The organism is Nonomuraea rubra (assembly GCF_014207985.1).
Taxonomy (GTDB): domain Bacteria; phylum Actinomycetota; class Actinomycetes; order Streptosporangiales; family Streptosporangiaceae; genus Nonomuraea; species Nonomuraea rubra.
Genome location: NZ_JACHMI010000001.1, coordinates 1057382 through 1080519, shown reverse-complemented (window position 1 = coordinate 1080519; position 23138 = coordinate 1057382). Strand labels below are relative to the sequence as shown.

General features: G+C 71.4%; 26 protein-coding genes. 9 read left to right on the top strand and 17 right to left on the bottom strand.

All coding sequences use genetic code 11. The features are described 5' to 3' along the window. Positions 1–43: 43 nt before the first annotated feature. Positions 44–412: a hypothetical protein gene (locus tag HD593_RS04985; protein WP_312903359.1), complete on the top strand. Its 369-nt coding sequence runs from the start codon at positions 44–46 to the stop codon at positions 410–412. Here the strand turns inward: HD593_RS04985 and HD593_RS04980 are convergent. Then, on the bottom strand, positions 396–1343 hold the full coding sequence (locus HD593_RS04980; protein WP_185100932.1) for an EamA family transporter: 948 nt from the start codon (positions 1341–1343) through the stop codon (positions 396–398). The two genes, HD593_RS04985 and HD593_RS04980, sit on opposite strands and share 17 nt — an antisense overlap. Positions 1344–1439: 96 nt before the next feature. Here HD593_RS04980 and HD593_RS04975 point away from each other — a divergent pair, with 96 nt between their 5' ends. Further along, positions 1440–2681, top strand: coding sequence for a magnesium transporter MgtE N-terminal domain-containing protein (locus HD593_RS04975; RefSeq protein WP_312903358.1), 1242 nt, complete (start codon positions 1440–1442; stop codon positions 2679–2681). Beyond that, positions 2678–3160 (top strand): DUF1003 domain-containing protein, encoded by a 483-nt coding sequence (locus tag HD593_RS04970; RefSeq protein WP_185100931.1) that lies wholly within the window; start codon positions 2678–2680, stop codon positions 3158–3160. The genes HD593_RS04975 and HD593_RS04970 overlap by 4 nt, the downstream gene beginning before the upstream one ends. On the opposite strand, the gene HD593_RS04965 is transcribed toward HD593_RS04970, so the two are convergent. Next, complete coding sequence (locus tag HD593_RS04965) at positions 3129–3659, bottom strand: MarR family winged helix-turn-helix transcriptional regulator (protein WP_312903357.1); 531 nt, start codon at positions 3657–3659, stop codon at positions 3129–3131. The two genes, HD593_RS04970 and HD593_RS04965, sit on opposite strands and share 32 nt — an antisense overlap. A gap of 159 nt (positions 3660–3818) precedes the next feature. Between HD593_RS04965 and HD593_RS04960 the strand changes: the two genes are divergently transcribed. Beyond that, positions 3819–4955 (top strand): Mrp/NBP35 family ATP-binding protein, encoded by a 1137-nt coding sequence (locus tag HD593_RS04960; RefSeq protein ID WP_185100930.1) that lies wholly within the window; start codon positions 3819–3821, stop codon positions 4953–4955. 69 nt (positions 4956–5024) lie between these two features. On the opposite strand, the gene HD593_RS04955 is transcribed toward HD593_RS04960, so the two are convergent. The 4 genes from HD593_RS04955 to sigE form a co-directional block, all read right to left on the bottom strand. Next, positions 5025–5393, bottom strand: a complete 369-nt coding sequence (locus tag HD593_RS04955; protein ID WP_185100929.1) for a sec-independent translocase — start codon at positions 5391–5393, stop codon at positions 5025–5027. Between the two features lie 405 nt (positions 5394–5798). Then, on the bottom strand, positions 5799–7658 hold the full coding sequence (locus tag HD593_RS61110) for a S1C family serine protease (protein WP_185100928.1): 1860 nt from the start codon (positions 7656–7658) through the stop codon (positions 5799–5801). Positions 7659–7823: 165 nt separating this feature from the next. Further along, positions 7824–8354, bottom strand: coding sequence for an anti-sigma factor family protein (locus tag HD593_RS04945; protein WP_185100927.1), 531 nt, complete (start codon positions 8352–8354; stop codon positions 7824–7826). A 1-nt stretch (position 8355) separates the two neighbouring features. Continuing rightward, a complete protein-coding gene (gene sigE / locus HD593_RS04940; protein ID WP_148440425.1) occupies positions 8356–8988 on the bottom strand; it encodes an RNA polymerase sigma factor SigE in 633 nt (210 codons plus the stop codon). 173 nt (positions 8989–9161) lie between these two features. On the opposite strand from sigE, the gene HD593_RS04935 reads away from it, so the two are divergent. Beyond that, positions 9162–9800 carry an O-methyltransferase gene (locus tag HD593_RS04935; protein ID WP_185100926.1) on the top strand — a complete coding sequence of 213 codons (639 nt, stop codon included), beginning with the start codon at positions 9162–9164 and terminating at the stop codon, positions 9798–9800. 22 nt (positions 9801–9822) lie between these two features. Here the strand turns inward: HD593_RS04935 and HD593_RS04930 are convergent, their stop codons facing one another. Both HD593_RS04930 and HD593_RS04925 read right to left on the bottom strand, forming a co-directional pair. Continuing rightward, complete coding sequence (locus HD593_RS04930) at positions 9823–11226, bottom strand: leucyl aminopeptidase (protein WP_185100925.1); 1404 nt, start codon at positions 11224–11226, stop codon at positions 9823–9825. An 81-nt stretch (positions 11227–11307) separates the two neighbouring features. Continuing rightward, positions 11308–11475, bottom strand: a complete 168-nt coding sequence (locus tag HD593_RS04925) for a DUF3117 domain-containing protein (RefSeq protein ID WP_020545024.1) — start codon at positions 11473–11475, stop codon at positions 11308–11310. A gap of 159 nt (positions 11476–11634) precedes the next feature. On the opposite strand from HD593_RS04925, the gene HD593_RS04920 reads away from it, so the two are divergent. Then, positions 11635–12429: a PaaX family transcriptional regulator gene (locus HD593_RS04920; RefSeq protein WP_246546296.1), complete on the top strand. Its 795-nt coding sequence runs from the start codon at positions 11635–11637 to the stop codon at positions 12427–12429. Between the two features lie 81 nt (positions 12430–12510). After that, complete coding sequence (locus HD593_RS04915) at positions 12511–14769, top strand: polysaccharide lyase 8 family protein (RefSeq protein ID WP_221524613.1); 2259 nt, start codon at positions 12511–12513, stop codon at positions 14767–14769. Here HD593_RS04915 and HD593_RS04910 read toward each other — a convergent pair. From HD593_RS04910 to HD593_RS04885, 6 genes are all read right to left on the bottom strand, one after another. Continuing rightward, a complete protein-coding gene (locus HD593_RS04910; RefSeq protein ID WP_221525609.1) occupies positions 14729–15247 on the bottom strand; it encodes a DNA-3-methyladenine glycosylase I in 519 nt (172 codons plus the stop codon). The genes HD593_RS04915 and HD593_RS04910 overlap by 41 nt on opposite strands. A 29-nt stretch (positions 15248–15276) precedes the next feature. Next, positions 15277–16047, bottom strand: a complete 771-nt coding sequence (locus HD593_RS04905) for a hypothetical protein (protein ID WP_185100922.1) — start codon at positions 16045–16047, stop codon at positions 15277–15279. A 93-nt stretch (positions 16048–16140) separates the two neighbouring features. Continuing rightward, the gene (locus tag HD593_RS04900) at positions 16141–16725 is read right to left on the bottom strand and encodes an LOG family protein (RefSeq protein ID WP_185100921.1); all 585 of its coding nucleotides are present in this window, start codon (positions 16723–16725) and stop codon (positions 16141–16143) included. A gap of 11 nt (positions 16726–16736) precedes the next feature. Then, on the bottom strand, positions 16737–17534 hold the full coding sequence (locus HD593_RS04895; RefSeq protein ID WP_185100920.1) for an LOG family protein: 798 nt from the start codon (positions 17532–17534) through the stop codon (positions 16737–16739). Positions 17535–17773: 239 nt separating this feature from the next. Continuing rightward, positions 17774–18829, bottom strand: coding sequence for a succinyl-diaminopimelate desuccinylase (gene dapE / locus HD593_RS04890; protein ID WP_185100919.1), 1056 nt, complete (start codon positions 18827–18829; stop codon positions 17774–17776). Continuing rightward, positions 18829–19662 (bottom strand): 2,3,4,5-tetrahydropyridine-2,6-dicarboxylate N-succinyltransferase, encoded by an 834-nt coding sequence (locus HD593_RS04885; RefSeq protein WP_185100918.1) that lies wholly within the window; start codon positions 19660–19662, stop codon positions 18829–18831. The genes dapE and HD593_RS04885 overlap by 1 nt, the downstream gene beginning before the upstream one ends. A gap of 37 nt (positions 19663–19699) precedes the next feature. Here HD593_RS04885 and HD593_RS04880 point away from each other — a divergent pair, with 37 nt between their 5' ends. After that, positions 19700–20518, top strand: coding sequence for a hypothetical protein (locus HD593_RS04880; RefSeq protein ID WP_312903356.1), 819 nt, complete (start codon positions 19700–19702; stop codon positions 20516–20518). A 24-nt stretch (positions 20519–20542) separates the two neighbouring features. Here HD593_RS04880 and HD593_RS04875 read toward each other — a convergent pair whose 3' ends face one another. The 3 genes from HD593_RS04875 to fdxA all read right to left on the bottom strand — a co-directional run bounded on the left by HD593_RS04875 (position 20543) and on the right by fdxA (position 22793). Next, the gene (locus HD593_RS04875) at positions 20543–21202 is read right to left on the bottom strand and encodes a DUF4178 domain-containing protein (RefSeq protein WP_246546293.1); all 660 of its coding nucleotides are present in this window, start codon (positions 21200–21202) and stop codon (positions 20543–20545) included. Between the two features lie 96 nt (positions 21203–21298). Continuing rightward, positions 21299–22369 carry a succinyldiaminopimelate transaminase gene (gene dapC, locus HD593_RS04870; RefSeq protein WP_185100917.1) on the bottom strand — a complete coding sequence of 357 codons (1071 nt, stop codon included), beginning with the start codon at positions 22367–22369 and terminating at the stop codon, positions 21299–21301. Between the two features lie 97 nt (positions 22370–22466). After that, positions 22467–22793: a ferredoxin gene (gene fdxA / locus HD593_RS04865; protein WP_080047500.1), complete on the bottom strand. Its 327-nt coding sequence runs from the start codon at positions 22791–22793 to the stop codon at positions 22467–22469. Positions 22794–22899: 106 nt separating this feature from the next. Between fdxA and HD593_RS04860 the strand changes: the two genes are divergently transcribed. After that, positions 22900–23136 carry a putative acetyltransferase gene (locus HD593_RS04860; RefSeq protein ID WP_185100916.1) on the top strand — a complete coding sequence of 79 codons (237 nt, stop codon included), beginning with the start codon at positions 22900–22902 and terminating at the stop codon, positions 23134–23136. Positions 23137–23138: the final 2 nt, after the last annotated feature.

Genomic DNA, 23138 nt, shown 5'->3' with positions numbered 1-23138 from the left:
ACGAGATCGTGGCGGCGGCGGTTCGCCGGTTACAGTCACATCTGTGAGCGACAACACCATGGCCATCGAGGAGGGCGCCAAGAAGTCCGGCATCCTCTGGCTCACCCTCGACCGTCCCCGCCTGGCCTGGCACGCCTGGCACGACGGCGCGATCTACCTCGTGACGGGGGGCGAGGAGCAGCGGCTGCCCGGGCTCGACGCGCTCGACCGGGTGCACGTCACGCTGCGCAGCAAGGACAACGGCGCCAGGCTGGTGGAGTTCGAGGCCGCCGTGGCGGCCGTCGACCAGGCGGCGGCGGCCGAGGCCGTGGCGGTGCTGGCCAAGGAGCGGCTCAACGCCCGCGACAGCGAGCACCTCACCGAGCGCTGGGCCCGCGAGTCCACCGTCTGGCGGCTCACCCCGGAGCGGTGACCGCCTCCGGCTCCGCCGCGAGCTCCGGCTCAGCGCTGGAGGTGGCGGTCTGGGCGAGCAGCGCGCCCGACAGCACGAGCAGGCCGCCCAGGATCTGGAACGCGCCGAGCGTCTCGCCGACCAGCGCCCAGGCCACGATGGCGCCGCCGATGACCTCCAGCGACGCCACGGTGGCGCCCACCGCGGCCGACAGCCGCCGCACGGCGTTGACGCCCAGGATGTACGCGACCACGGTGGCGATCAGCACCATCCACAGGTACGCCCCCAGCACCGGCAGCCGGAGCCCGCCCTCCGGCGCGGCGGTGACCGTGAAGGCGTCCCACGGGATGTTCCACGGCCTGGCGAACGGGATCAGCACCAGGGCCGCCCCTGCCATGCCCCAGGCGATCAGGCCGAGCGGGTCGACGTCGTCGCCGAAGCTATCGTTCATCAGGAAATATCCGGCGCAACACGCTCCGGCCAGCAGCCCGAGCAGCAGGCCCAGCGCGTCCAGCCGCAGGCCCTGCCACGCCTCGACGACGATCCCGAGGCCCACGACCGCGACGACGGCGCCCACGTACGCGGCGCGGGCGAGCCGTACCTTGCGGATGACCCGCACCCAGGCCACCACCATCACCGGCGCCATGAACTCCAGCAGCAACGCGATCCCCACCGGCAGCCTCGTGATCGCCACGAAGTAGAGCGCCTGCACGCCGGCCACCGCCATCACCGCGTACAGCGCGAAGAACGGCAGCCGGGAGCCGGGGATCCGCAGCGCGCGCGGCCTGACGACGGCCAGCACGGCCAGGAGCAGCAGCCCCGCGCCCGCCATCCGCGTCCACACGGCCTCGATCGGCGCCAGCCCGGCGGCGATGAGGTACTTGGCCATGGGCCCAGAGAACGCGAAACAGCACGAGGACACGAACGCGAGCGCCAGCCCCGCATACCTCATCGCACACCACCTGCCACGTAATCACCGTTTAGCAGGTTTGATACTGACACGCCGGGCATCCGGGGTGCAATGGGATACCGCTGTTAGCCTGGCCACGTGAAGATCTTCGTGGCCCGGCTTCCCGGGACCCCGGTCTTCGACCCGGCGGGCGACCAGATCGGCCGGGTCAGAGACGTCGTGGTCGGGCTGCGCATCGGCCGGCGCCCCCGGGTGCACGGCTTCGTGGTGGAGGTGCAGCCGCGCCGCCGGGTGTTCCTGCCGATCACTCGCGTGCGCCGCATCGAGGCCGGTTCCGTGGTGTTCACCGGGCGGCTCAACATGCGCAGGTTCGAGCAGCGCGCCTCCGAGACGCTGGTCATCGGCCAGATGCTCGACCTCACCGTACGCGTCGGCGACGAGCCCATGACGGTGTACGACGTGGGCATGGAGGAGATGAAGCCGTACAACTGGGAGATCACCAAGGTCGCCGTCTACAAGGGCAGGCGGCGCGAGCCGCGCACGGTCGGCTGGGGGGAGGTGTCGGGGTTCGACACGCTGCAGAAGGACCAGGGGGCGGCCGGGCTGATCGCCGCGTTCGAGTCGCTGCGGGCCGCCGACATGGCCAGCGCCCTGCACGACCTGCCCATCAAGCGGCGCGTCGAGATCGCCCGCGCGCTGCACGACGACCGGCTGGCCGACGTGCTGGAGGAGTTGCCGCCCGACGACCAGATCGGCATCCTGGGCACGCTGGAGCCCGAGCGGGCCGCCGACGTGCTGGAGGAGATGGGGCCCGACGACGCCGCCGACCTGCTGCACGACCTGCCGGAGGAGCAGGCGGCCAAGCTGCTGGCGCTGATGGAGCCCGGGGAGGCGGCGCCGGTGCGGCGGCTGCTGACGTACCCGGAGACCAGCGCGGGCGGCGTGATGACGAGCGAGCCGGTGATCCTGCCGCCCAGCGCAACCGTCGCCGAGGCGCTGGCGCACATCAGGCACCAGGACCTGACGCCCGCCGTGGCCTCCCAGGTCTACGTCACCCGGCCGCCGACCGAGACGCCGACCGGGGCGTACCTGGGGGTCACGCACTTCCAGCGGCTGCTGCGCGAGCCGCCGTCCACGCTGCTCGGCGGCGTGCTCGACCCCTCGATCGACCCCATCAGGCCGGAGTTCACGCTCCGGCAGGTGACCTACTACCTGGCCAACTACAACCTCGTCGCCGCCCCGGTCGTGGACGAGCTGGGCCGCCTGGTCGGCGCCGTGACGGTGGACGACGTACTGGATCACATGCTGCCCGAGGACTGGCGCGAGCGGCCCGACGACCTGTGGCCCGACGACCCGCGCGAGAGGGCCGGGCGACCGTGACGGCTGACCGCCTCGACCAGCCCAGGGACCTGCGCCGCACGCTGCGCCCGCACTACGACCCCGAGGCGTTCGGCCGCCTGTCGGAGCGGATCGCCCGGTTCCTCGGCACCGCCCGGTTCCTCGTCTACATGACCGTCTTCGTCGCGGTCTGGGTCATCTGGAACGTGACAGTGCCGGAAGGCTGGAAGTTCGACCCGTACCCGTTCATCTTCCTCACGCTGATGCTGTCGCTGCAGGCCAGCTACGCCGCCCCGCTGATCCTGCTGGCCCAGAACCGGCAGGACGACCGCGACCGTATCCAGTACGAGCAGGACCGCGAGTCCGCCGAGCGCAACCAGGCCGAGATCGAGTACCTGACCCGCGAGATCGCCGGCCTGCGCCTCGCGCTGAACGAGGTGGCCACCCGCGACTACCTGCGCGCCGAGCTGGGCAGGCTGCTGGAGGAGCTCAGGGAGAGCGGTCAGGAGCCGGGGCGCTGAGCCCGTCGCCGAGCTCATCGCCGAGCCCGTCGCCGAGCTTGGCACCCAGCTTGGCGCCCAGCTTGGCGAGCATGCGGCGCACCTGCGCGATCTCCTCCGCGTCCAGCAGGTCGAGGAACTGCCCCCTGATGCCGCGCAGGTAGGTCGGCGTCGCCTCGGCCAGCCGGGCCGCGCCGGGCTCGCTCAGCACCGCGAACAGGCCGCGGGCGTCGTCGGCGCACGCCTCGCGCGTCACCAGGCCGTCGCGCTGGAGCCGGTCGATGAGCCTGGTCAGGCCGCTGCGCGAGAGCAGGACCCGGTCGGCCAGGTCGTTCATGCGCAGCCGCCCGCCCGGGGCCTCGGCGAGCTGCATGAGCACCTCGTACGAGGCCAGCGGTAGATCGTGCGCGACGAGCAGCTCGCTCTCCAGATGGCGGGCGACGCGCACCTGGGCCCGCTGCAACATGCGCCAGACCGCGAGTTCCCCGGCGGTCAGGCCCTCGTCGCGCAGAAGAGTCACGGAGTAACCTTAGACGTTGTTGCACAGACATCTAACAGTGCGGATTAACCCAGCGCGGGCTTCGGTTCATACCATGGAGGGGCATCCTCGCTGGCGACCAGCGCCTGTCACACATAGACCGACTAAGGAGGGACGGCACTCCCTCGTGCCGAGACTTCGATGGCACCAACCCAGGAACTCGTGACGGCGGCCCTCGCCACCGTCATCGACCCCGAGATCCGTCGTCCGATCACGGACCTCGACATGGTCAAGAACATCGAGATCGCTCCCGACGGGGCGGTGCGCGTAGGCGTGTACCTCACCGTGGCCGGCTGTCCGATGAAGGACACGATCAGCCGCGATGTCACCACCGCCGTCTCCAAGGTCGAAGGCGTGACCGGCGTCCAGATCGAGCTCGACGTCATGAGCGCCGAGCAGCGCAAGACGCTGCAGACCAAGCTGCGCGGCGACCGCGGGCCGGAGAAGGAGATCCCGTTCAACCAGCCGGGCTCGCTGACCCGCGTGTTCGCGGTGGCCAGCGGCAAGGGCGGGGTCGGCAAGTCGTCCGTCACGGTCAACCTCGCCGCCGCCATGGCCGCCAGCGGCCTCAAGGTGGGCATCGTCGACGCCGACATCTACGGTCACAGCATTCCTCGCATGCTGGGCGCCGCCGAGCGGCCCACCAAGGTCGAGGACATGATCATGCCGCCGGTGGCGCACGACATCAAGGTCATCTCGGTGGGGATGTTCAAGCCGCCGGGCAACACGCCGGTGGTCTGGCGCGGTCCCATGCTCGACCGGGCGCTCCACCAGTTCCTGGCCGACGTCTACTGGGGCGACCTCGACGTGCTCCTGCTCGACCTGCCCCCGGGCACGGGCGACATCGCCATCTCGGTGGCCCAGCGGCTGCCCGGCGCGGAGATCCTCGTCGTGACCACGCCGCAGATGGCCGCCGCCGAGGTGGCCGAGCGGGCCGGCTCGATCGCCGCCCAGACCCACCAGCAGATCGCCGGCGTCATCGAGAACATGGCCTGGCTGCCCTGCCCCCACTGCGACGAGCGCATCGCCGTCTTCGGCGAGGGCGGCGGCCAGACGGTCGCCGACGCGCTGACCCGCACGCTGGGCGCGCGCGTCCCGCTGCTCGGCCAGGTGCCGATCGACATGCGGCTGCGCGAGGGCGGCGACGAGGGCAAGCCCCTGGTCCTCACCGACCCGGACTCGCCGGCCGCCGCCGAGCTGGCGAAGATCGCGTCCGGCCTGAGCAAGCGCTCGTCCAGCCTGAAGGGCCTCCAACTCGGCCTCGCCCCGCGCCGCTGACGGCCCGGCTCGTTCCAGCCCCCTCTTCGGAGGGGGCTTCTTCATGCTGTACGGCGATGTACGGCTCTATCAGGTCGCTTCGGAGTCGTAGGGCGGCAGTTCCCCGTAACCGAGCTCGTCGACCGGCTCAGCCGCGTACGGGGCCGGCGCGCCCGCGGGCTCCAGCTCGCGGGGCTTGTTGTCGTTCCAGTCGTCCTCTAGGTCGTCGAGGAGATGCTTGCGGACGAAGTTACGCGGGTTGAGATCCGCGGGATCGAAGTTCTGGAACTCCGGCCCCAGCCCCGCACGCAGGTCGTCACGCGCGTTGTTGGCCATCCGGCGCAGGTTGCGCAGCGTCTTACCCGCCTGCGCGGCGGCCTGCGGCAGTCTTTCTGGACCGAAGACGAGCAGCGCGATCACGATCAGCGCGCCGACCTCCATCCACCCGAGTCCGAACACCGTGAGCTCCTACCGCAGTCAAACCTCTCCGAGGACAACCCCGGCCTATCCACAGACTAAGGGCTCCATCGGGTAGGTCGGTCGTCTCCCCTGGGTCATATCATCCCCCACCCCTCCCTGGCACCCGCAGCCCGTGCCTGATCAGCGACGCGGGCAGGGACGGGGTACGACGGGACGAGGTACGGCGCGGCCCGAAGCAACCGCCCGATGGCTACCCCGGCACGCAGCGCGGGCGCCGGCGCAGCGACGGGCGCAGCGTAGCCAGCGCAGCGTAGCCAGCGCAGCGTAGCCAGCGCGGCGTAGCGGCGCGTCTTCGCACCGCGCCGGGTCGGCGGGACGTGGGGCGGCGCGGTTAGCGAGGAGGGGATGCGTCAGGAGGGCGAGGGGTGGGCTCGACCTCAGCGGTCAGGAGGGCGAGGGGGTGGGCTCGTCCTCGGCGACCACCGTGAGCGTGGCGGTGCGTTCCTGCCCCGCCCGCTGGTATTTGATGTTGATCTTCGAGCCGGGCGTCTTGCTGCGGATCAGGGCGATCAGCTCGTTCCCGTCCTGCAAGGCGAGCCCGTCGATCTCCAGGATCACGTCACCGGCCTGCAGCCCCGCCAGGTCGGCGGGACCGCCCTTGGTGACCGGCTGCTGCCCGCCGGCGGGCTCCGAGGCGATGCGGACGCCCTGGCCCCGGTAGTCCTTGTCGAGGACGATGCCGATCTTGGGGCGCTTGGCCTTGCCTGTGGTGATCAGCTCTTCCGCCACCCGTCGCGTCTGGTTGACCGGGATCGCGAAGCCGAGGCCGATGCTGCCGCTCTGGCTGCTCATCGAACGTCCCAGCGTGGCGATGGCCGAGTTCACGCCCACGACCTCGCCCCTGCCGTTCACCAGCGGGCCGCCGGAGTTGCCCGGGTTGATGGCGGCGTCGGTCTGGATGGCGCTGATGTAGGCGGGCTCCTCCGAGCTGGTGCCGGTCTCGTCGCCGGCGATGACCGGGCGGTTGAGTGAGCTGACGATGCCGGTCGTGACCGTGCCGGTCAGGCCCAGCGGCGAGCCGATCGCGATGACCGGGTCGCCGACCACCACCTGATCGGAGTTGCCGAGGGTGATCTCCGGCGTGCCGAACGTCTCCTCCGGCTTGACCACCGCCAGGTCCGAGCCCGGGTCGCGGCCGACGATGCGGCCCGTGGTGGTCTTGCGGTTGTTGAACATGATCCGGATCTCGCCGCCGTTGGCCGCCAGCGAGACCACGTGGTTGTTCGTGACCACGTAACCGTTCTTGATCAGGAAGCCGGAGCCGGACGCGCCCTCGGTGTTGCTGCCGTTGCCGACCTCCAGCGAGACCACGCTGGGCAGCACCCGCGCGGCCACGCCCGCCACCGAGTCCGGTGCGCGGTTGGTGGCCCCCGTCGGGAGCGGGCCGAGGCTGTAGGAGGGGTCGTTGGCGCCGCTCGGCCTGGTCAGCAGGTACGTGCCCACGCTGCCGAGCACCGAGGCCACCAGGGCGATGACCACGGCCATGGAGATCAGGAGACCGGTGGCCGGGCCGCGCTTGGCGGTGCCCGCACTGCCTGGAGGCGGCGGCGCCCAGCCGGGGCCCATGCCGAGCGCCTGGCGGGGCGGCGGCGGCTGGGCCGGCCCGCCGCCGTAGTTCGGCGGACCGCCGAAGGGCGGCCCCTCGTAGGAGCGGGCGCCGCCGTCCGGTGAGCCGAAGAACGGGCTGTCGTAGGCGCGGGTGCTGTTCTCGGGCCGCGTGCCACCGCCCTCGGGCGAGCCGAAGGAAGGTCTCTCGTAGGACGGGCTGTCGTAGGAGCGAGTCGTCCCGTCGGGCGGACCGAAGGACGGGCCTCCGCCGCCGTCGGGCGGACCGAAGGACGGGCCGCTGCCGCCGTTGGACGGGCCGAACGAGGGCGCGCCGTACTGAGAGCCCGCCTGGGGTCCGGTCTGGGGTCCGGTCTGAGGGCCGGTCTGGGCGCGGTGGTCCTGGCCGGTGCCGGGGGCGCCGTGCGAGGAGCCGTTGGAGGGCGAGGCGTCGCCGTACGAGGAGCCGTACGAGGGTCCGTAGGACGGTTCGTACGAGCGGGACTCGTACGGCGGCGAGCCATAGGGCTCGGGACGCCCGGAGGGGTCGCCCCACGTGGTGCCGAACGAGGCAGGCGGCTCCGGCCGCCTGCCTTCCTGTCCGGGCCTGTCGTCAGCGGGTAGGAAGTCCGGCCGCCCCTGTGGCTCGGGGGAGTCCGACGGCGTGCGTCCCTCGGTGGACCGCGTCTCGTCGGTCATCTAAGTCTCACCACTCCTTGGCTCGGCCACCGCAATCCTCGCTCTTGCGGCATACGAGGGTAATGAAGGTTTTGTCAGGACTTGCTTGTGACAATTCCCGAACCCAGATCGTATGCCCCGCGCGCCGCCGACTACGCCAACCGTTTGCTCCCCGGCATGACCCGGTCAAGGCGTGGCGGTCGAAGAGCCGTTCGTAGGCGTAGTACGGGCCTGCTGCTGGAACAGTTCAACCGGCGGGGCCGGATTGTTCTGACCTATGCCGGTGGTGGCGAAGAAGGTGCCGATCGCCACGGCCGCCGAGACCACGCCGACGGCCACGTACGCCGAGCGCCTCCTGCTACCACCGCGACCAGGGCCCGAGGCCCCACCAGAGGCGTCCCTGCGCGGGCGGTTGTCCAGCGGGGCGATGGTGTGCGGCCCGGGGATGGGCACTCCCCCGAACGTACGCGTGGGGAAAGGGCGCTCCCTCGGCGGCAGCGGCCCGCCCGGCTCCGCCATCCGGAGCAGGGACATCGTCAGGTCCGCCGGCATGGCGGGGGTCTCGAGCGAGCGCAGGCGCGACTTCAGCGCCCGTACCGACTCGACCTCGCGCCTGCAGTCAGCACAGAAAGTCAGGTGGGCGAGCGCACGGTCGCGCTCGGTGTGGTTGAGCTCTCCGTCGACCAGCGCGGAAACACGCTCTCCAAGATGGGACATATCAGACTTCCTCCCCACGGATTACGGTCGGGGGGAGTTGAGAATTACGGGGGGCCCGATGGTCGAGCGCCTCCCGCAACTGCGCCCGGCCACGGTGAATACGGCTTCGGACCGTACCCAGCTTGACGCCGAGCGTGGCCGCGATCTCCTCGTAAGACAGGCCCTCGATGTCACACAGCACGATCGCGGCCCGGAACTCGGGGGCGAGCGCGTCGAGGGCGGCCTGGATGTCGGGCTCCAGGTGGGCGTCGTCGAACGCCTGCGCCGGAGACGGCTCACGGCCGCGCAGCCGCTCGGCCGCGTCGTCCGCGAGCCCCTCGAACCTGATGCGCTGCTTGCGCCGCGCCATGTCGAGGAACAGGTTGGTCGTGATCCGGTGCAGCCAACCCTCGAAAGTGCCAGGGGTGTAGCTCGACAGCGACCTGAAAACCCGGACGAAGACCTCCTGTGTGAGGTCCTCGGCATCGTGGACATTGCCGGTCAGCCGGTACGCAAGCCGATACACACGTGCGGAGTGCGTCCGCACGACCTCCTCCCACGTCGGAGGAGTCCAATCAGACGACACGGGAGTATCGGTCTGGTGGTCGCTTTCGTCCACCAGAACTCCTCTCTCTGGGACCACCGCTACCGCCATAGTGCCTGGTTTCGTCCCTTCGTGCGCACTGCCTGCCTTCCGGACCGGCAAAGCCCGTTTAAACCTGCAACGCCTTAGGTCCCTCCTGAGTTCCCGTCCCGGCGCGTCTCCCCTAGGCTGCGATCGGTGCCAATCTCGCGGACCAATCGCACGAAAGTGGGGGGAGGAGGCCGATGACCACTCCGGTGGAGGCCACTCTGGCCTATGCGGAGCAGTTCCATCACGAGGATGAGATCCTGCACGCGGCGCGGCAGCGCGGGCTGGAGATGGGTGCGACACCCGTCCTTCCCGGGGCCGGGGCGGCGCTGTGCTTCCTCGCGACCGCCGTCAACGCCAAGTCCGTCGTCGAGATCGGCACGGGGTGCGGCGTCTCGGGGCTGTGGCTGCTGCGCGGCATGCGTACGGACGGCACGCTCACGAGCGTCGACGTCGAGCCCGAGCACCAGCGGCTGGCCAGGCAGGCGCTCACGGAGGCCGGCTTCTCCGGCAGCCGGGTGCGGCTGATCTCCGGCCGGGCCCTGGACGTGCTGCCACGGCTGTCCGACGGCGGCTACGACATGGTCTTCGCCGACGGGGCCAAGCACGAGTACGCCGACTACCTGGCCGAGGCGGTCCGCCTGCTGCGCGTGGGCGGCATCGTGGCCTTCGACAACATGTTGTGGCACAACCGCGTGGCCGACCCCGCGCAGCGCGACCCGGAGACGGTGACGCTGCGCGAGGTGGGCAAGCTGGTCCAGTCGGACGAGCGGTTGCGCTCGGTGCTGATGCCGCTGGGCGACGGCCTGCTGGCCGCCGTCAAGGTCAGCGGCTGACGGCGATCCGCCGGGGGCCCGGCTAGCCTCGCGTCAGCCACTCCAGGAGCAGGCGGACGCCGAAGCCGGTGGCCCCCTTGCTCAGCACGCCCTCGTCCGCCGTGCTGCGCCCGACCCCGGCGATGTCGAGGTGCGCCCACGGCCGGTCGCCCGCGAACTCCCGCAGGAACAGCGCCGCCGTGATCGAGCCGGCCCCGAACGTGGACCCGGCCTCGACGTTGGCCAGATCGGCGACCGACGACTCCAGCGCGGGCGTGTAGTCCTCGATCAGCGGCATCCGCCACAGCCGGTCGTCGGCGGCCTGCCCCGCCTCCACGAGCTGCTTCGCCAGCGCGTCGTCGGAGGCGTAGACGGCGCCGACGTGCGGCCCGAGCGCCACCGTGATCGCCCCCGTGAGCGTGGCGACGTCCACGACCGCGTCGGGGTCGAGCTCGGCGTCGGCGTAGGCCAGCGCGTCGGCCAGCACCAGGCGGCCCTCGGCGTCGGTGTTGAGCACCTCGACCGTGCGCCCGCCGTAGTGCGTGATCACGTCGCTGGGCCGCTGGGCGGTGCCCGACGGCATGTTCTCGGCCGCCGCGACCAGCCCGGTGACGCGTACGGGCGCCTTCAGCGCGGCCAGCGCGCCGAGCACGGCGATGACGACGGCGCCGCCGGCCATGTCGGTCTTCTGGAACTTCATGTTGGCCGTCGGCTTGAGCGACAGCCCGCCCGAGTCGAACGTGATGCCCTTACCCACCAGCACGACGTGCCGCTCGGCCGGCTCCTCGGGCGTGTAGGAGAGCTGGATGAGCCGGGGCGGGCTGGCCGAGCCCCTGCCCACGGCGAGGATGCCGCCGAACCCGTCGGCCCGCAGCCCCTCCTCGTCCCAGACCTTGACCGGCAGGCCGCTCTCGCCGGCCCGCTCGGCCAGCCAGGCGGGGTTCTTGACGGAGGACGGCGTGTTGGCCAGGTCGCGGGCGAGCGCCACCGCCCGCGCCACCGTCTCCGCGCGCCGCACCTGCTCCTCGTCGGCCCCGGCGAGCACGAGCGCGCGCACGGCCTGCTTGCCCGCGCCGCCGATCCTGAACGTGTACGCAGCCAGCAGCGCCGCCTCGGCGAACGCGGCGACGTCGCCGTCGGGTGTCACCACGGTCAGCGTGTCGCGGCCCTTGGCCCTCCTGGTCAGCCCCGCGGCCGCGGTACGCAGGGCCTTGGGCGAGCCGTCGCCCACGCCGTACAGCAGGATCCGGCCCACCCCGCCGGCCCGTGCCACCGGAACCTCGACGATCTCGCCCGCCGCGCCCTTGGCCTCGTAGTGGGCCAGCAGGTCGGACACCGGCAGGGGCAGCTCCACCCCCGGGCTGAGGTCGGCGGCATAGGGTACGGCCAGCAGCTCGGCGTCGTCGGGAACGTCGGCGACCACCGTCGCAGTGGTCTCAATGGGCACGGATTTCTCTCCTCGAACGTCAGCGACCCTGGCGCCGTTCTACGCCAGGGTCGTGGAACAAGTTGTGTCTCTCGGGAGCGCTCAGCCGACGACGTTCTTCAACGCCTCGCCGAGCGCCTTTGCCTCGTCGGCGGAGATCTCCACGACGAGCCGGCCGCCACCCTCCAGGGGGACCCGCATGACAATGCCGCGCCCTTCCTTGGTGACCTCGAGCGGACCATCGCCGGTCCGCGGCTTCATCGCCGCCATGCGTGCATCCCTTCCTGCCTTGGGCTCCCGCGGCCCGCGATTTCCGACCTCCCGAGGGGGTGGTCGGCGCATTCACGTCTTCTGTGATGTCCTATTCTCCCGCATCGAGAGCCCTCATGGGTAACGATCTCCTCCCAGAATGCGTTGTCGGGGCGTGCGATGACGTCCAAACTGGACTTCGTGCACGCTCGCGCCGCTCTGTTCGACCTCTACGGAGACCACCTGCGCTCGCGCGGTGGCCAGGCGTCCGTCGCCGCGCTCGTGCGGCTGATGAAACCCCTGGATATCGCCGCTCCGGCGGTGCGCACGGCGGTTTCGCGCATGGTCCGGCAGGGGTGGCTGCGGCCGCTGCGGCTCCCTCAGGGGGCGGGCTACGGGCTGACTCCCAAGTGTGTGAGGCGGCTGGACGAGGCGGCGTTGAGAATTTACCGAGCCGGGACACTCACCTGGCACGGCCGCTGGCACGTGATCGTCTTTGAGCCGGTGAAGGAGCGCCCGCGCAGGGAGCGGCTGCGGGCCGACCTGACGTTCCTGGGGTACGCGTCGCTGTCGGAGACCACCTGGATCGGCCCGCGCTCGTCGATCGAGCTGGACAACCTGCTCGAAGGCGAGGGGGTGCGGGCCGACAGGTTCGACGCGGCGCTGGAGGGCGACCCGCGCGAGCTGGTCGCCAGGGCGTGGGACCTGGCCGCCATCGGCGAGGCGTACGAGCACTGGCACGCCGAGGCCGTCACGCTGATCAGCACGCTGCCCGAGGGAGCCCCGCCCGACCAGGTGTTCGCCACGCGCAGCCGGCTGGTGCACGGCTGGCGCAACTTCCTGTTCCGCGACCCCGGGCTGCCGCCCGAGCTGCTGCCGGCGGGCTGGCCGGGCGAGAAGGCCAGGGTGTACTTCGAGCAGGAGGCCGCCAGGCTGCTGCCCGCGGCGGCCGCGTTCGTCGACAAGGAGCTGTGAGGCGCCCTCCTCGCGAAAGAGATGCCAACCTTCAACGGTGAGTAACTGATCGGCCACGCTCCCATGGGTCAAGCTAGCGGCATGCGCTCATCCGACGCCTCGCGATCGCTCGCCACGCGCGACTTCGAGGCACTACGCACGACCGCCGCGACCCTCCTCACCGGCGGGGACTTCGACATCACCGACCCGGTCTACGCCCGGCCGCTGGCCGCGCTGAGCGAGCGGGCGGCCACCTGGCTGGCCCAGATGGTGCCCGGCCTGATCTGGCCCGACCTGCCGCTCGAAGGCCGCCCGGGGCACGTGACCGGCAGCTACGGGCGGTTGCGCGCCATCGTGACCGCCTGGGCCACGCCGGGCACCGCCCAGCACGGCGACGAGGCCGTGGCGGCGAAGGTGATCGAGGCGCTCGACCTGCTCTACGAGCGGCACTACCACGAGCGCCTGCCCGAGACCGGCAACTGGTGGTTCTGGGAGATCGGCACGCCCGCCGAGCTGAGCCGGGCGTGCGTGCTGCTCGGCGACCGGCTCGACGAGGGCCGGCTGGGGGCCTACCTCGGGGCGATCGACCGGTTCTGCCCCGACGCCGACCGCCGCGCCGGCCGTCCCGACGCCAGCGAGAGCGGCGCCAACCGGGCCGACAAGGCCGCCATCGTGGCCTTCCGCGGCGTGGCGGGGCGCAGCGCGGACAAGCTGGCGCTGGCCCGCGACGGGCTCTCCGACGTGCGCGACGCCGGGCGGCACAGCGTGTTCGGCTACGTCGACACGGGCGACGGCTTCCACCGCGACGGCTCGTTCATCCAGCACGCCGTGGTCGCCTACACGGGCTCGTACGGGCTGTCCCTGCTCATCGCGGTCGCCGAGACCGTGGCGCTGCTGCACGGCTCACCCTGGGAGATCACCGACCCGGGACGGCGGGTGGTGCTGGACGCCGTGGAACGTTCCTTCGCACCGTTCGTCCACGACGGGCTGCTCATGGACACCGTCAGGGGCCGGGCCACCAGCAGGCAGGCGTTCCCCGACAGCGTGGCGGGGCACGGCGCGACCGGGGCGGTGCTGCTGCTGGCGCGCAGCGCGCCCGAGCCGTACCGGAGCCGGTTCAGGTCGCTGGCCAAGGGCTGGATCGAGCGGGGCAGGGCGCTGCCGTACCTGGAGCACGCGAGCGTCGCGGAGACCCGGCGGGCGGTCGAGGTGCTGGACGACAAGACGATCGAGGCCGCGACGGGGCCCGACGGGCACTTCGTGTTCCCCTCCATGGACCGGGTCGTGCACCGGCGGCCGGGGTGGACGGTGGCGATCAGCATGTCGTCGCAGCGGACCGCCGCGTACGAGGCGATCAACGGCGAGAACCGGCACGGCTGGTACACCGGCGACGGCATGACCTACCTCTACACCGGCGACCTGGACCACTACGGCCGCGACTTCTGGCCGACGGTGGACCCGTACCGGCTGCCGGGGATCACGGTGGACCCGCGCGAGCGCGAGGACCTCGACTTCCGCGTGCACCGGCCGCCCACCGCGTGGGCGGGCGGGGTGGCGCTCGACGGCCTGTACGGCGTCAGCGCCATGGAGCTGATCGGCGACGGCGTGAGCCTGCGGGCGCGCAAGTCGTGGTTCTGCCTCGACTCGGCCGTGGTGGCGCTGGGCAGCGGCATCTCCAGCTCCGACGGCCGCCCCATCGAGACCGTGATCGAGAACCGCGCGACCACCGCCGAGCCGCACGTCGGCGACGGCTGGGCGCACCTACCGGGGACGGGCGGCTACGTGTTCGAGGGCGCCAGGATGCTCGTGGAGACGCGTACGGGCCGCTGGCGCGACATCAACACGGGCGACGACACCGCGGGCGCCTTCGAGCCCGTCACGCGCCGCTACGTGACGTTCTGGTTCGACCACGGCGTGGACCCGGTGGACGCTTCCTACGCGTACGTGCTGCTGCCCAACGCCACCCGCGCGCGGACCCGCTTCCTGCGCGGCGCCCATCCCGCGCGGGTGCTGTCCAACACGCCCGAGCTGCAGGCGGTGGAGACGCGGGCGCTGTTCGGGGCCACGTTCTGGAGCCCGGGCAGCGCGTGGATCGTGAGCGTGGACCGGCCGTGCGTGGTGATGGCGCGCCGGGCGAGCCGCCGGCTCCTGCTGGCCGTGGCCGACCCGGCCAGGACGGCGGACGTCATCACGGTCACGCTGGACCGGGCGGTGGGCGGGATCGTGCGCGCCGACGACACGGTCACGGTGCGGACCGGCAAGAAACCCGTCATCGTGGTCAGGGCCGGCGGGTCGCTGGGGCGCTCCCACAGCGTGGAGCTCACCGACTACGGGCCACGCACTCCTCGAGGTGGTCGTTGACCAGGCCGATGGCCTGCATCAGCGCGTAGGCCGTGGTCGGGCCGACGAACCTGAAGCCGCGCTTCTTCAGCTCCTTGGCCAGCGCCTTCGAGCCGGGCGTGACGGCGGGCACGTCGGCCATCGTCCTCGGCACGGGCGCGTCGGGGTCGGCGTGCCGCCACACCAGCTCCGACAGGCCGCCGGGCAGGTCGAGCGCGGCCCTGGCGTTGGCGATCGCCGCCTCGATCTTGGCCCGGTTGCGGATGATGCCCGCGTCGCCGAGCAGGCGCTCGACGTCCTGCTCGGTGTACGCGGCGACCTTCGGGATCGAGAAACGGTCGAAGGCGGCGCGGAAGTTCTCCCGCTTGCGCAGGATCGTCAGCCACGACAGGCCCGACTGGAACGCCTCCAGCGACACCCGCTCGAAGACGGCGTCGTCGCCCCGGACGGGGCGGCCCCATTCCTCGTCGTGGTAGGCCAGGTACATCGGGTCGGCCATGCCCGCCCAGGTGCAGCGGATCGGCTCGGTCACGGGTGCTCGTCACCCTCCTTGGCGGCCGAGATCTTGGGCTTCTCCCCGTCGGCCGCCTCCGGCACGCCCTCGTCCCCGGCTTCGGCCGTGCCCTCCGGCCCGGGCTCGTCGCCGGCCTTCGCCTCCGCCCTCACCTCGGGCTCGTGCTCGTCCCCGGTCTCCGCCTCGGGCTCGGCCTTCGCCTCCGGCTCGGGCTCGGGCTCGTCGCCGGGCTTCGCCTCCGCTTCGGCGGGCAGGCCGGCCTTGCCGTTCAGTGCGGGCTCGGCGTCGCCGGGCCGCGGCAGGCGCCACTCCGGCTCCTCCGGCAGGTTGGTCAGCTCCGCGCGGCCCGCCCAGTCGACCGAGGAGCCGCTGACCGACACCGGGTCGCCCGACTCGGGCAGCTCGCGCGGCGCGGCGGGCGCCTCGGGCCGGTGCTCGGTGCGCGGCCCCGCCCCGGGCGCGGCGTAGATCTCCTGCCGCGCGTGCAGGCGGCTGGACAGCAGCTCGGAGACCCGCTGCTCCAGCACCGCGATCCGGGTGTCGCGCGCGCTGATGGCGCCGGCGGCGCGGCGCAGCGTCTCGTCGACGCTCTGCGTGTGGTAGCCGACCAGGTTGACCGGCAGCTGCAGCGCCATGAAGTCGACCGCCGTCAGATGACCGGCCTCGGGCAGGTCGAGCGGCGGCACGTCGGGCGGGAACTCGGTCAGCTCACCGCCCCGGCCCAGGGAGACCAGCACCACGCAGGCCAGGATGGCGATGGCGGCGATGGCGAGTATGACCAGCACATTGGCATCGTACTCACACGGTGGCCCACATTTTGCGCTCCGCCGCAAGTCGTGCATTCCGTGCGTACCGCCGGAGAACGGCTCCCGCCCAGGTCAGCCGGTGGCCTCGCCGAGCTCGGCGACGCTGGGCCTGACCGGCTGCGCGCGCGATTCGAGCGCGGCGAACGCCTCGTCGACGGTCGAGGCCCAGGAGATCGCGTCGAAGACGTCGGGACGGGTGAAACCCTCGTCGTACATGCCCTCGACGAGCTTCTTGAGCGGGCCGTACAGGCCCCACGGGTCGAGCAGCACCAGGGGACGGTCGTGGATGCCGAGCACCCGCGCCGTCCAGATCTCGAACAGCTCCTCCAGGGTGCCGATGCCGCCGGGCAGCACGAGGAAGGCGTCGGAGCGGGCGTCCATGATGCCCTTGCGCTCGCGCATGTCCTCGGTGACGATCAGCTCGTCCGACTCCTCGTCGGCCACCTCCATGTCCACCAGGACCTGCGGGATCACGCCGACCGTGTGGCCGCCGGCGGCGCGGGCCGCCGCGGTGACGGCGCCCATGCACGAGACCGAGCCGCCGCCGCTCACCAGGGTGTGGCCGCGCTTGGCGAGCTCGGTGCCCACGTTCGCGGCCAGCTCGATGTACTTCTTGTCGATGGTCAGGCTGGAGGCACAGAAGACGCAGATGTTCACGTCGTCAAACCCTATTGGGGCTCGGCGATCTGGGCGTCGGTGGCCTCCAGCTCCTCCTCGCGCTGCTTGGACCTGGCCAGGTCGGCGTCCGCGATGATGCGTACGGCCTCGTCGACGTCGTCGGTGACGCTGATCAGGTCGAGGTCCTGCGCCTTGATCTTCGCGGTGCTCAGCAGCGAGCCCTTGATCCAGTCGAGCAGGCCGCCCCAGAACTCCGAGCCCATCAGCACCACGGGGAACGAGGTGACCTTGTGCGTCTGCACCAGCGTGAGCGCCTCGAACAGCTCGTCCAGCGTGCCGAAGCCGCCGGGCAGGGCGATGAAGCCGCACGAGTACTTGACGAACATCGTCTTGCGCACGAAGAAGTAGCGGAACTCGATGCCCAGGTCGACGTAGTCGTTCATGCGCTGCTCGAAGGGCAGCTCGATGCCCAGCCCGACCGACACCGCGCCGTCGATGTCGCGCGCGCCCCGGTTCGCCGCCTCCATCACGCCGGGCCCGCCGCCGGTGATCACGGCGTAGCCGGCCTCGGCCAGCGACCGGCCGAGTGCCCTGCCCAGCTCGTAGTCGGGCGAGTCGGGCGTGGTGCGGGCGGAGCCGAAGACGGTGACGGCCTGCGGCAGCTCGGCGAGCTGGCCGAAGCCCTCGACGAACTCCGCCTGGATGCGCAGCACCCGCCACGGGTCCATGTGCACCCAGTCGGACGGCCCCTGCCGGGCCAGCAGGCGCTGGTCGTGGGTGGAGCTGGGGACGAGGCTCCCCCTGACGACGGCCTGGCCCTGGCGGCGTTCGCGACGATTCTGTTCCATGCGGATCACGCTAGCCCCTCTCCCGGACGGCGATTTCGCGCCCGTCCCCCTGCCCGGCCACGCACCCAGACTGCCCGGCTTCGGCGAATCCGCAGGTAGCGGCGGTAGAACGGGGGCCTAAAAAATCTTGAAAGATACGTGGAACCGAATTTCGACTCCCTCGCGTCTAAACGCATGAGGGTGCTGCTCGGGACTGAAAGTGGTCTTCCCCGCCAAATGGCCGGCGAGGAAGGCCACTTTCATATGGTCAGCCAGTCGAGCATGGCCCGCTCGCTCTCCACGATCTTCGTCAGCGACACGTACTCGCCCTGCTGGTGTGCCAGGTTCGGGTCTCCAGGGCCGTAGTTGACGGCGGGGACGCCCAGCGCGGAGAAGCGGGCGACGTCCGTCCAGCCCAGCTTGGCGCGCGGCGTGCCGCCGACGGCCGCCGTGAAGGCCGCCGCCACCGGGTGCGTCAGCCCCGGCCTGGCCGCGGGCGCGGCGTCCACGATGGTCACCGCGAACCCGGCGAACACCTCGCGTACGTGCTCCTCGGCGTCCTCGATCGACAGGTCGGGCGCGAAGCGGTAGTTGACCGTCACCACGCACAGGTCGGGGATGACGTTGCCGGCGACCCCGCCCTGCACGCCGACCGCGTTCAGCCCCTCGTGGTACTCCAGCCCGTCGACCACCGGCCGCCGCGGCTCGTACGCGTTCAGCCTGGCCAGCACCGGCTCGATGCCGTGGATGGCGTTGACCCCGAACCACGAGCGCGCGCTGTGGGCCCGCTTGCCGGTCACCGTGACCTCGGCGCGCAGCGTGCCCTGGCAGCCGCCCTCGATCACGCCGTCCGTGGGCTCCATCAGGACCGCGAAGTCGGCCGCCAGCCAGCCGGCGTGGTCCCTGGCGACCCTGGTCAGGCCGTTGCGCTCGGCCTCGATCTCCTCGCAGTCGTAGAAGACGTACGTGACGTCCCTGCTGGGCGCGGGCACGGTGGCGGCCAGCTTGAGCGCGACGGCCACGCCGGCCTTCATGTCGGAGGTGCCGCACCCGTACAGCAGGTCGCCCTCGACCCTGCTGGGCAGGTTGCCCGCGGTGGGGACGGTGTCGAGGTGGCCGGCGATCAGCACGCGCTCGGAGTGCCCCTGCTCGGTGCGGGCCACCACCGTCTCGCCCGACCGGGTCACCTTGAGGTGCGGCAGCGCCGACAGGGCCCCCTCCACCTCGTCGGCCAGTGCCCGCTCGGCGCCGCTCACCGACTCGATGTCGACGATCGCCGCGGTCAGGTCGCGTACGTCCTGGGTCAGGTCCAGCATCAGGTGTTCACTCCATGTGCGCGCAGCGTCTCGTTGATCGCCGCCTTGCCGTGCCGCCGCCCCGGCTCCAGCCGCTTGATCACCAGCACGCACGGCAGGCCGAACGTGCCTCCGGGGAACTCCTTCATCCGCGTGCCCGTCACGGCCACGCACCACGGGGGGATCTGCCCCCGCGCCAGCTCCTCACCCGTCGCGGTGTCGATCACCGGCATGGACGCGGACAGGATCGTGCCCGCCCCCACCACCGCGCCCTGCCCGACCCGGGCGCCGTCGACGATCATCGACCGGCTGCCGATCAGCACGTCGTCCTCGATCACCACGGGCACGGCGCTGGGCGGCTCCAGCACGCCGCCGATGCCCACGCCGCCGGACAGGTGCACGTTCTTCCCGATCTGGGCGCACGAGCCGACCGTCGCCCAGGTGTCGACCATCGTGCCGGCGTCCACGTACGCGCCGATGTTCGTGAACGACGGCATGAGCACCACGCCGGGCGCCAGGTACGAGCCCCAGCGCGCGATCGCCCCCGGCACCACCCGCACGCCGTCGAACGAGCTCTTCAGCGGATGCCGGTCGTGGTGCTGGAAGTCGCCCACCTGCGAGCGGGCCAGGCCCAGCACCTTGAAGCTGAGCAGGATGGCGCGTTTGGCCCGCTCGTCGACGACCACCTCGCCGCCCGCCACCCTGGCGGCCCTGGCCTCGCCCTTGTCGAGCAGGTCGACCGCGCCGACCACCAGGTGACGCGCCTCGGCGTCGGCGGGAGACAGCTCCGAGCGGCGCTCCCACAGCTCGTCCACCACGGAGGGGAGCGGTGACGAGGTGCTCACTTGACTCATGGCCACGGAGCTTATCCGGCCGGGTAGGTTTTCCAGGGTGCGCCTGCGCTTCTCACGTGGAGTCATCACCATCGCGATCATCGTCGTCGTGCTCGCCGTGGGCGTCTCCGCCGGTCTCTACTGGCTGCTCAAGAGGGTGCCGCAGTTCGCCGAGCGGCAGCCCGCGTTCTGCTCGGTGACGACCCCCGGCGGCGTGCGCACCCTGCTGCCCGAGCAGGCCCGGGTCGCCGCCACCATCGCGGCCGTCGCGGCGCGCCGCAAGCTGCCCGAGCGGGCCGTGGTCATCGCGTACGCCACCGCGATGCAGGAGTCGAAGATGCAGAACATCGACTGGGGCGACCGCGACTCGCTCGGGGTGTTCCAGCAGCGCCCGTCGCAGGACTGGGGCAGCAAGAAGCAGATCATGGACCCGGTCTACGCCACGAACAGGTTCTTCGCCGAGCTGGTCAAGGTCAAGAACTACCGGAAGATCCCGCTGGCCGAGGCGGCGCAGGCCGTGCAGCGCTCGGCGGGCGGGTACGCGTACGCGCCGCACGAGACCGAGGCGAAGATCCTCGCCGCCGCCTTCACCGGCCGGGTGCCGAAGGCCGTGCACTGCTGGTACCCCTCGGACAAGACTCCTGCCCCGCAGGCGCGGACGGCCGAGGCCCGCAAGGAGCTGGCCAGGGCGATGGGCAGCACGGCGATCACCACGAAGAAGCGCGGGTGGCTGGTGGCCGCGTGGTCGGTGGCCCACGCCGAGACGTACGCGCTCCGCAAGGTCGACTACGACGGCGCCACCTGGGTCAACGACTACGAGAGCGACGGCTGGCGGCAGGGCGGCTCGGGCGGCGCGCGCAGGGTGGAGCTGGCGTAGCCCCGGCGGTCAGGTCCCCGGCGGTCAGGAGGCGCGCCGCACGATGGAGATGGAGCCCGGCGGGAGGGGCTGGGCGTAGCTGGCGGTCCAGGAGCCGCCCTGGATGCGCTCGAACGACAGCAGCCGCCCGTCGGAGGAGCGGTAGTCGGCGAAGTCCAGCAGCCCCCTGTCGGGATTGCCCGTGTCACCCTCGCTGCGGAAGGCGGCCGTGCCCCGGTCCATCGGGAAGAACTCCACGCCCTCCATGATGATCATGCTCTTGGCCGGCACCATGCCCTGCGTGGGCACCTCGTTCCAGAGCTGCACCTCCAGGTGCGGCGGGTCGCCCGCGCGCACCTCGACCGAGAGCCACTGGTAGCGCCGCGAGGCGTCGCGCAGCAGGAACTCGACCCACTGCTGCCCCTGCCAGGAGATGTGCATGGCGCCGAGCACGCGGGCGGGAGCTCCGAGCACCTCGATCCGGTCGCCGATCCGGATCGTGCGAGGGTCGGTGTAGTCGGTGCCGACATGGCCGGGCCCGCTCACCGGCGCGCCCAGCGGGGTCTCGATCGCAGCGACCTCGGCAGGCGGCGTGCTCGTACGGCGGCCCTTCCTGTCTTGCCGCAACGTGGCCCAGAAGGCCCCGAGCAGCAGCAGGACGGTGGCGATGCTCAGCCCGAGTACGACCATGGAGGTCATGCTCATCGATCAGCTCGCTCCACTCGCGGTCTGCCTCGGCGTTAGCCCTTATTCAATGTATGCGTGCCGAGCCGGCGCTCCGGCTCACTATGACGGGCGATCCTACTGGAGGCGGCGCACCGCCGCACCGATCCGTTCGTCAGTGGCGGTGACGGCGATACGGATGTGCCGCCCACCTGCCGCTCCGTAGAACTCGCCGGGCGCGACCAAAATCCCGATTTCGGAAAGCTTGCCTACCTGATCCCAGGCGCTCTGCCCGTTCGACGCCCAGAAGTACAGGCCCGCCGTCGAGTGGTCGATGCTCCAGCCGGCCTTCTCCAGCGCGGGGCGCAGCACGGCGCGGCGGGCGGCGTACAGCTCGCGCTGCCGGTCGGCGTGCTCGTCGTCGGAGAACGCGACCGTCATGGCCGCCTGCACGGGCTGGGGCATCAGCATGCCGGCGTGCTTGCGCGTCTCCAGCAGCCGCTTGACCAGGACCGGGTCGCCGGTCACGAAGCCGGCGCGGTAGCCGGCCAGGTTGGAGCGCTTGGAGAGCGAGTGGACGGCGAGCAGCCCCTCGTGGGAGCCGCCGCAGACGTCGGGGTGCAGGATCGAGATCGGGCGCTCCTCCCAGCCGAGCTCGATGTAGCACTCGTCGGAGGCGACGACGGCGCCGCGCTCGCGGGCCCAGGCCACGACCTTGCGCAGGTGCTCGGCGGGCAGCACCCGGCCCGTGGGGTTGCCCGGCGAGTTGACCCAGATGAGGTCCACCGCCTCGGGGCCGAGCGCCAGCGTGCTGTCGGAGGCCGTGCCGGCCGCCCCCGCCAGGCGGGCGCCCACGTCGTACGTGGGGTAGGCCAGCTCGGGGAAGACCACCCGCTTGGCGCCCAGGTACGTGGGCAGCCAGGCGACGAACTCCTTGGACCCGATCAGCGGCAGCACGTCCTGCTGGTCGACCGTGACGCCGTGCCTGCGGCCCAGCCACCCGGCGGCGGCCTCGCGCAGCGCCTTGGTGCCGTGGGTGAAGGGGTAGCCGGGACTGTCGGCCGCCCGGGTGAGCGCGTCCTGGACGATCGCGGGCACGGGATCGACCGGCGTGCCGATCGACAGGTCGACGATGCCGTCGGGGTGTGCCAGCGCGCGCTCCTTGTACGGCTCCAGCCGGTCCCAGGGGAAGTCAGGCAGCTTGTTCACGATTCTCCAGGGTTTCTGCGTTGCCGTACGTCCGGGCGCACGCGTACGGGGCGCATCCACATTCGCCGGATGCCCCCGTGCACGGCGTTGACGGGACTTAGTGGTCCTCGCCCTGCGGCGGCAGTGCCGCCACGACCGGGTGGTCCTTGTCGATCTTGCCGACCTTCGAGGCCCCGCCGGGCGAGCCGAGGTCTTCGAAGAAGTCCACGTTCGCCTTGTAGAAGTCCTTCCACTGCTCGGGAAGGTCGTCCTCGTAGAAAATCGCCTCGACGGGGCACACAGGCTCGCACGCGCCGCAGTCCACGCACTCGTCGGGGTGGATGTAAAGCATGCGCTCGCCCTCGTAGATGCAATCGACGGGGCATTCCTCGATGCACGCCTTGTCCAGGACGTCCACGCAAGGCTGCGCGATGACGTAGGTCACCTCGAGCTCCTTCTTCTCCAGCACCATGGCATGACTCTGACCGCGGTTTGCTACGCCCTAGTATTGCCGTGCTTGCCAGCTGGCCGAAACGGAGGGTGGCAAACTCGTGGTCGCACGCCTCGTGATCGCCATTACAACTCAGGACATAGGCGCACGGATCACCACCCGGAGAAGGGTCCCCGGCGGGTTTCGCGACGCCGTCGGCATCCTCGTGTCGTGGGCGGACGGAGTGCTCGAAGTTCGCAAGAAGGACGGCACGGTGGTGACGATCCCCGAGGAGAGCCTGGTGGCCGCCAGGGTCGTTCCGGCCGCGCCTCCTCGACCTGGGCGAATGCAACAGTAAGT

Bases quoted from the DNA above. Each gene is read 5' to 3' on its own strand.
- HD593_RS04980 (WP_185100932.1), bottom strand. From the start codon at position 1,343: ATGAGGTATGCGGGGCTGGCGCTCGCGTTCGTGTCCTCGTGCTGTTTC.
- HD593_RS04960 (WP_185100930.1), top strand. From the start codon at position 3,819: ATGGCACCAACCCAGGAACTCGTGACGGCGGCCCTCGCCACCGTCATC.
- HD593_RS61110 (WP_185100928.1), bottom strand. From the start codon at position 7,658: ATGACCGACGAGACGCGGTCCACCGAGGGACGCACGCCGTCGGACTCC.
- HD593_RS04945 (WP_185100927.1), bottom strand. From the start codon at position 8,354: ATGTCCCATCTTGGAGAGCGTGTTTCCGCGCTGGTCGACGGAGAGCTC.
- sigE (WP_148440425.1), bottom strand. From the start codon at position 8,988: ATGGCGGTAGCGGTGGTCCCAGAGAGAGGAGTTCTGGTGGACGAAAGC.
- HD593_RS04935 (WP_185100926.1), top strand. From the start codon at position 9,162: ATGACCACTCCGGTGGAGGCCACTCTGGCCTATGCGGAGCAGTTCCAT.
- HD593_RS04925 (WP_020545024.1), bottom strand. From the start codon at position 11,475: ATGGCGGCGATGAAGCCGCGGACCGGCGATGGTCCGCTCGAGGTCACC.
- HD593_RS04920 (WP_246546296.1), top strand. From the start codon at position 11,635: ATGACGTCCAAACTGGACTTCGTGCACGCTCGCGCCGCTCTGTTCGAC.
- HD593_RS04915 (WP_221524613.1), top strand. From the start codon at position 12,511: ATGCGCTCATCCGACGCCTCGCGATCGCTCGCCACGCGCGACTTCGAG.
- HD593_RS04910 (WP_221525609.1), bottom strand. From the start codon at position 15,247: ATGGCCGACCCGATGTACCTGGCCTACCACGACGAGGAATGGGGCCGC.
- HD593_RS04895 (WP_185100920.1), bottom strand. From the start codon at position 17,534: ATGGAACAGAATCGTCGCGAACGCCGCCAGGGCCAGGCCGTCGTCAGG.
- dapE (WP_185100919.1), bottom strand. From the start codon at position 18,829: ATGCTGGACCTGACCCAGGACGTACGCGACCTGACCGCGGCGATCGTC.
- HD593_RS04885 (WP_185100918.1), bottom strand. From the start codon at position 19,662: ATGAGTCAAGTGAGCACCTCGTCACCGCTCCCCTCCGTGGTGGACGAG.
- HD593_RS04875 (WP_246546293.1), bottom strand. From the start codon at position 21,202: ATGAGCATGACCTCCATGGTCGTACTCGGGCTGAGCATCGCCACCGTC.